This window comes from Xanthomonas sp. SHU 199, assembly GCF_000364665.1.
GTDB classification, from domain to species: domain Bacteria; phylum Pseudomonadota; class Gammaproteobacteria; order Xanthomonadales; family Xanthomonadaceae; genus Xanthomonas_A; species Xanthomonas_A sontii.
Window position 1 is genome coordinate 1 of the sequence record NZ_AQOI01000712.1, and the last position, 415, is coordinate 415.

Annotated in this window: 1 pseudogene; it reads left to right on the forward strand. The window is 67.2% G+C overall.

The window, feature by feature from the left end:
- A pseudogene (locus D183_RS25410) lies at window positions 1-415 on the forward strand (methyl-accepting chemotaxis protein); the annotation flags it as partial.

Below are 415 nucleotides of genomic sequence, written 5' to 3' on the forward strand. Positions count from 1 at the left end.
ACGCCTGCCCGGCGAGAAAGCCCGCCTCAGCGAGACGATGGACACGGTCAAGCACAACCTGACCGCGATGAACAGCGAGATCAAGCATCTGGCCGGTGCGGCGGCCGCCGGCGACTTCAGCGTGCGTGGCGACGCCGAGCGCTTCCAGTACGACTTCCGCCTGATGGTCGACAGCCTCAACCAGCTGATGGCCACCGCCGACGGCAACCTGCAGGCGCTGTCGTCCCTGCTGCAGTCGATCGCCGCCGGCGACCTGACCGTGCGCATGCAGGGCGATTTTCATGGCGTGTTCGCCACCATGCGCGACGACGCCAACGCCACCACCGAGCAACTGGCGGCCATCGTCGCGCGCATCCAGACTGCTGCGGTCAGCATCAATGCCGCCGCCAGCGAGATCGCCACCGGCAACGACGAT